Annotated in this window: 7 protein-coding genes; 3 read left to right on the forward strand and 4 right to left on the reverse strand. The window is 68.7% G+C overall.

All coding sequences use genetic code 11. The annotated features are described in order from the left end of the window. A partial coding sequence (locus ACI3KX_RS21600; RefSeq protein WP_404911037.1) for a 2-oxo acid dehydrogenase subunit E2 occupies positions 1 to 786 on the forward strand: 786 nt, incomplete at its 5' end. Positions 787 to 797: 11 nt separating this feature from the next. On the opposite strand, the gene ACI3KX_RS21605 is transcribed toward ACI3KX_RS21600, so the two are convergent. Further along, positions 798 to 2,111 (reverse strand): hypothetical protein, encoded by a 1,314-nt coding sequence (locus ACI3KX_RS21605; protein ID WP_404911038.1) that lies wholly within the window; start codon positions 2,109 to 2,111, stop codon positions 798 to 800. Between the two features lie 125 nt (positions 2,112 to 2,236). Between ACI3KX_RS21605 and ACI3KX_RS21610 the strand changes: the two genes are divergently transcribed. After that, positions 2,237 to 2,947 carry a DUF4191 domain-containing protein gene (locus tag ACI3KX_RS21610; protein WP_363357347.1) on the forward strand — a complete coding sequence of 237 codons (711 nt, stop codon included), beginning with the start codon at positions 2,237 to 2,239 and terminating at the stop codon, positions 2,945 to 2,947. A 47-nt stretch (positions 2,948 to 2,994) separates the two neighbouring features. Here the strand turns inward: ACI3KX_RS21610 and ACI3KX_RS21615 are convergent, their stop codons facing one another. Next, positions 2,995 to 3,387, reverse strand: a complete 393-nt coding sequence (locus ACI3KX_RS21615) for an RDD family protein (RefSeq protein WP_308867207.1) — start codon at positions 3,385 to 3,387, stop codon at positions 2,995 to 2,997. A gap of 132 nt (positions 3,388 to 3,519) precedes the next feature. Here ACI3KX_RS21615 and glnA point away from each other — a divergent pair, with 132 nt between their 5' ends. After that, positions 3,520 to 4,944 (forward strand): type I glutamate--ammonia ligase, encoded by a 1,425-nt coding sequence (glnA, locus tag ACI3KX_RS21620; protein ID WP_349427490.1) that lies wholly within the window; start codon positions 3,520 to 3,522, stop codon positions 4,942 to 4,944. Positions 4,945 to 5,053: 109 nt separating this feature from the next. Here glnA and ACI3KX_RS21625 read toward each other — a convergent pair whose 3' ends face one another. Together ACI3KX_RS21625 and ACI3KX_RS21630 are read right to left on the reverse strand one after the other, a co-directional pair. Next, positions 5,054 to 5,875, reverse strand: a complete 822-nt coding sequence (locus ACI3KX_RS21625; RefSeq protein ID WP_404911039.1) for an MBL fold metallo-hydrolase — start codon at positions 5,873 to 5,875, stop codon at positions 5,054 to 5,056. Between the two features lie 124 nt (positions 5,876 to 5,999). Next, the coding region (locus tag ACI3KX_RS21630) for a hypothetical protein (protein WP_404911040.1) at positions 6,000 to 6,248 on the reverse strand (249 nt) is incomplete at its 5' end.

Genomic DNA, 6,248 nt, shown 5'->3' on the forward strand with positions numbered 1-6,248 from the left:
GTGCCGCGCAGCGGCGACACCTCGAGCGGTGCCGCGGCGGCGCCCGCCCCGGCACCGCTCGAGGTGTCGCCGCTGCGCGGCACGACGCAGCCGATGTCGCGCCTGCGCAAGGTGCTCGCCCAGCGTGCTGTCGAGTCGATGCAGTCGACCGCCCAGCTGACGAGCGTCGTCGAGGTAGACGTCACCAAGCTCGCGACCTTCCGCGACAAGGTGAAGAACGACTTCCTCGCGAAGACGGGCGACAAGCTGTCGTTCCTGCCCTTCTTCGCCCTGGCTGCCGCCGAGGCGCTGCAGGCGTACCCCGTGGTCAACTCCACCGTCGACGGCGACCAGATCGTCTACCCCGCGAGCGAGAACCTGTCGATCGCGGTCGACACCGAGCGTGGGCTGCTGACCCCGGTGCTCCGCGATGCGGCGTCGAAGAACCTGGCGCAGATCGCGCATGAGATCGCCGATCTCGCGGCCCGCACGCGCGAGAACAAGCTGAAGCCGGACGAGCTGGCGGGCGGCACCTTCACGCTGACCAACACCGGCTCGCGCGGTGCGCTGTTCGACACGCCCGTCGTGTTCCTGCCGCAGACGGCGATCCTCGGAACCGGTGTGGTCGTCAAGCGCCCCGGCATCGTGACGGTCGACGGCAAGGAAGCGATCTCGGTGCGTTCGTACGTGTACCTCGCGCTGTCGTACGACCACCGCGTCATCGACGGTGCGGACGCCGCGCGCTTCCTCGGCGCGGTGAAGTCGCGTCTCGAGGCTGCGGCGTTCGAGGGGCAGCTCGGGATCTGACCCAGACCCCCTCACCGCTCAGGCTGCTGCGCGACGTCCGACACGTCGCGCAGCAGCCATTTCTCGTCTCGGCGCAGGATCACGATCATCTGCGAGGGGCGGGTGCCGTCTGCGGCGTCCACGCGAAGCACCGCGATGTCGCCGAAGTCGTCCAGGAGCGTGAGAGTTCGTTCGGTGGCAGGAAGGTCGACGGTTCCTCCCGGCAGCGACACCGCATCGACGACCACCGACGCCAGGCAGTCGGAGGCGTTCCCGCACGCGAGACGCGCGTCGAGCAGGGCACCTGCGACCTGAGCGAGATCGGCGGGTGAGCCGGCATCCGTCGGCGCGTCGCCCGGACTCGTCGGCGTGTCATCGCTCGCGCGCTCCGTGCCGCTCGGCGTCGGCGTCACGACGTCGGTGGGATTCTCGGTGGCGACACCGCCGGCCGTCGGCCAGAGTGCACCGCCGGCGAGCACCGCTGCGGCGACGGCGCCGCCGACGAGCCAGGGAGCTCTCCGGGAGGCAGGCTTCCCGACCCGTTCCGAACGGCGCAGCCGGCGCCACGCCGCCGTCGTCGCCCGCGAGACGGTGTCGGCGAAGTCGTTGTCGACGCCCGCGACAAGGCTCTGCCACATCGAGGGCGGAGCCGGCTCGTCCTGGAGTGCGACGCCCGCGTGAGCGGGCTCCTGCCGGCGCACGCCACCCTCCACCGCACTGCGCGGGCTGAGGCTCACCGTGCTGAGCGGCTCCGGCGTGGCGATCGCGAACAGGGCCTCTTCGGCGGCCTCCAGTTCGCGGACCGAGATGCGCTCAGCGGTCACCGCGTTCACAGCCGTTCTCCATGTCCGCTGAGCACTCGCCTCGACGCTCACGCGCTCGAGCGCCGCCGCGGCGGCTTCCCGCGCCGGGCGGGGCGAGGAATCCGTCGCCAGCACCGGGCGGCCCGCGCCGTCGAGCCACCAGTCCCCCGTCGTCTGCGGTGACCCGGCGATCTGCGCGCACCCCCGCAGCACGCTCACTCCGAGCGTCACCGCTTCGCCCGTGCTGAGCGGCATCCGCGCCGCACGTCGCCCCACGAACTCCTCGAGACGCTCGACGCAGACCGGCAGCGCCACGTCGTGACCGTCGGGGCGCCGGCGGATGTCGAGCGGAGCGAGCACGTGGCCGTCGGTTGCCGCATCCCATCCGATCCACTCCGGACCGAGGGCTTCGGCATCGACCATGACGCACGCGTCGCCGCCAGCCGTGTGCACCAGAAGACCCGGCCACGGTCCGTCCTCGCGGGCACGGACCGTGCGAATCGCACGATACGGCGCCCCGAGCAGTCCTTCGACGGTGGTCATGGCGACAGTCTGCGCGGCACGGCGAGCTCACAGCGGTCGTGGTGAGCGGTTCTGTGGACGGACGCACGGAGCGCGGGACTGTGGAGGAGCCGAGGAGGACGCCGCGAAAAGGTAGGCTGAAAGGTATGGCCGCGCGCAGTTCCGCCCCCGAGAAGGGCCCTGGATTCTTCTCCCAGATCCGCACCCTCTACACCTTCACCCAGAAGGAGTTCCGCTGGCTGCCGTACCTGCTGGCCGGCATCCTCCTCCTCGGCATCGCAGCGGGTGTGGGCATCGGGTTCGCGATCCCGCCGGTCGCCGTGTGGAGCATCATCCTGTGGGGCGTCACCGGCCTCATGCTCGGCGTCCTGGCATCGATGATGACGATGACGCGGCTGTCCACCCGCGCGATGTACAAGAAGATCGACGGGATGCCGGGAGCCACCGGGCACGTCATGTCGACGTCGCTCGGGCGCAAGTGGCAGGCCAGCGAGATGCCGGTGGGCATCAACCCCAAGACGCAGGAGGCGGTCTACCGCGCGATCGGTCGCGGCGGCGTCGTGATCGTGGGTGAGGGCGCCCGCGGCCGCCTCACGCGGCTCGTCAACGACGAGCGCTCCAAGGTGCAGCGCGTCGCATCGGGTGTCCCCGTGACGGTGCTGTACATCGGCCACGGCGAGGGCGAGGTGCCGATCGCGAAGCTCTCGTCGACGATCAAGGCGCTTCCCACGAAGATCGATCGCGCCACGATGGCCGCGGTCATCAAGCGTGTCGAGTCGGTCTCGCAGTCCCTGACGTCACTGCCCATCCCGAAGGGCATCGACCCCACGAAGGTGCGCGCTCCGCGACCGCGGTGATCGCAGCAGTCAGACAGAGATCGGCCCGGCACGCGCCGGGCCGATCGTCATGAGCGGATGAGCACCGTTCCGGCGGCCTTGTCGTGCAGACCGCGCTGGTCGGCATCCCAGATGACGGCCGGGATCGCGAGTACGAGCAGGGCCGTGCGGATCACGGGTCGCCAGAGGCCGACCCACGCGCCGTCGACGCGCACGAGCCGCAGGCCGAAGATGCGGTGACCGGGGCTTCCCTGCAGCGTCGGCAGGAAGACGATCTGGATCGCGGCGAAGATCGCCAGGATCGCGAGCGGGTCCCATCCGAAGAATCCCGAGATGAGATACGCGGCGCCGTAGTCGACGAAGAGTGCGCCCACACGGCGGCCGAGCCGGCCGATCGATCCGGTGCCCTCTCGGGGCAGTCCGAGTCGTTCGCCGGGGTAGTCCTGGGTGCTCTGCGTCACTTCCCCAGCGTATACAGGTCGTCGTAACATCCCGGAAACACAAGTGATACTGCCGGGCAATCCCCTGCGGGTAGCTTGCCAGCAAGCCCGGCCCGCACGGGCGGATCCGAATGCCCTACCTCTGGAGTCTTCATGTTCAAAGATTCATCCGAGGTGCTGAAGTTCATCAAGGACGAGGACGTCAAGTTCCTCGACATCCGTTTCACGGACCTTCCTGGCGTGCAGCAGCACTTCAACATCCCGGCCTCCACCGTTGACGAAGAGTTCTTCACGGTCGGCCAGCTGTTCGACGGCTCCTCCATCCGGGGATTCGCGAACATCCACGAATCGGACATGCAGCTGATCCCGGACGTGTCGACGGCCTACCTCGACCCGTTCCGCGAGGCGAAGACCCTCGTCATGGTGTTCGACATCTACAACCCCCGCAACGGAGAGATCTACGCGAAGGACCCGCGTCAGGTCGCCAAGAAGGCGGAGAAGTACCTCGCGTCGACCGGCATCGCCGACACCGCGTTCTTCGCTCCCGAGGCGGAGTTCTACATCTTCGACGACGTCCGCTACGAGGTGAAGCAGAACTCGAGCTTCTACTCCGTCGACTCCGAAGAGGGCGCCTGGAACTCGGGCCGCGCCGAAGAGGGCGGCAACCTGGCCAACAAGACCCCGTACAAGGGCGGCTACTTCCCCGTCTCGCCGGTCGACAAGACGGCGGACCTGCGCGATGACATCAGCCTCCGCCTCATCGAGTCGGGTCTGATCCTCGAGCGCGCCCACCACGAGGTGGGCACCGGCGGTCAGCAGGAGATCAACTACCGCTTCGACACCATGGTGCACGCGGCCGACGACATCCTGAAGTTCAAGTACATCGTCAAGAACGTCGCCAACGAGTGGGGCAAGGTCGCGACCTTCATGCCCAAGCCGCTCTTCGGCGACAACGGCTCCGGCATGCACACGCACCAGTCGCTGTGGCTCGAGGGCAAGCCCCTCTTCTACGACGAGAAGGGCTACGCGCAGCTCTCCGACCTGGCCCGCTGGTACATCGGCGGCATCCTGGCGCACGCGCCGGCGCTGCTCGCGTTCACCAACCCGACGCTGAACTCGTACAAGCGCCTCGTCAAGGGCTACGAGGCCCCGGTCAACCTGGTCTACTCGGCCGGAAACCGCTCGGCCGCGATCCGCATCCCGATCACGGGCTCCAACCCGAAGGCCAAGCGCATCGAGTTCCGCGCGCCGGACGCCTCGGGCAACCCGTACCTCGCCTTCGCCGCCCAGCTGATGGCCGGCCTCGACGGCATCCAGAACCGCATCGAGCCGCACGAGCCGGTCGACAAGGACCTGTACGAGCTTCCCCCCGAGGAGGCGAAGAACATCCCGCAGGTGCCGAACTCGCTGCTCGACTCGCTGGACGCGCTCCGCGCCGACCACGAGTTCCTGCTGAAGGGCGGCGTCTTCACGCCCGAGCTGATCGAGACGTGGATCGAGTACAAGATCGAGAACGAGATCCAGCCGCTCAACGCGCGTCCGCACCCGTTCGAGTACGAGCTGTACTTCGGGGTCTGACACCCCTGAGCACCATGACTCCTCCGGACTCCCGCTCAGGGAGTTCGGAGGAGTTCTGGTTTCTGCGCGAGGGCTCGGTCGGCTCGGCCATCCGGCCGATCAGCTGCCCTTATGAACCGTCGAAGCGGCTTCTCTTCTCAGCAAGGCGCTCCACCTGCCACTCGTGCACCTCTGGCAGCCACTCGAGCGGTGCCGATGCGCCTACCCGCTCATCGTCCGGCACACGGCCGTCGCGCAGAGCCTCGGCGTACGTCCGGTCCTGCTCGATTCGCCGTCGTACGTCCCCCGCCCTTCCGATGGAGCCGTGGCCGGGGACGACAGCACGCACGTCGTCGGCGATGCCCTCGAACAGTCCTAGTGCCGCCAGGTAGTCGCCGAGCGGATCGGCTGCGTCGAGATCGAGGAAGGGCATCAGGATGTCGGACAGCATGTCACCGGCGACGAGCACACCGGCGCCCTCGACCAGCAGCGCCGCGTGGCCCACGGCGTGGGCCCGATGCTCGATGACCCGCACCCGGGGACCGTCCCAGGGGACCTCAACGGCGTCGGAGGGCATTCCGGTGATGAGGCCGAACAGCTCCATCGGGATGTCGTCCTCATACTCCGGCGGCAGCGCACCGGCCAGCTGACTCTTCCAGTCCGCCTGCGCGAGCAGTTCCTGCATCGCTGCCGCGCAGCGGGCCGTGCCGAGACGCGGTGCCTCGCCGAGCGCGGGATGCCACAGCACGTGGTCCCAGTCGGGATGCGTCGCGAAGCCCGCCACGACGCGCTGACCCATCGCGCGGATGTCGTCGGCGAGGTCCGCCAGCTCGTCGCTCGTGATGCCGGGGTCGACGACCAGCACGCCGTCGCCGCCTTGGACGACGACGGAGTTGCTCTTGATGAAGTCGCTCGTGTGGACGAACACCCCGTCAGCGATCTCGGTGAGCATGGCATGTCTCCCGCCTGTGGATCTGGGACCGGGCGCTTCAGGATCGAGGGGTTCCCTCGTCGTCCGAGTCTGCCCTGAGGGAGCCCTGCGCGGTGGGAGGACGCCCGGGCAGGCACGCGCGGTCTCAGCCGTAGAAGAGCTTCTCGAAGACGCGGCGGGCACGGCGCGTGGTACCGAGATAGTCCTCCTCGACCTGCGTGGCCGAGCGCGGCGGGTACTCGAGGAGCCGGCCGATGCCGTCGAGCTTGCTGCGGTCGACGGGCAGCACGTCGCTGGTCTGACCCGAGAGGAGCGTGTTGGCCGATCGCAGCCGGCTGGCGAGGCGCCAGGCGGCTGCGATCGGCCAACACGCTCCTCTCGGGTCAGACCAGCG

The sequence above is a fragment of the Microbacterium sp. ZW CA_36 genome, assembly GCF_044987475.1.
Lineage (GTDB): Bacteria > Actinomycetota > Actinomycetes > Actinomycetales > Microbacteriaceae > Microbacterium.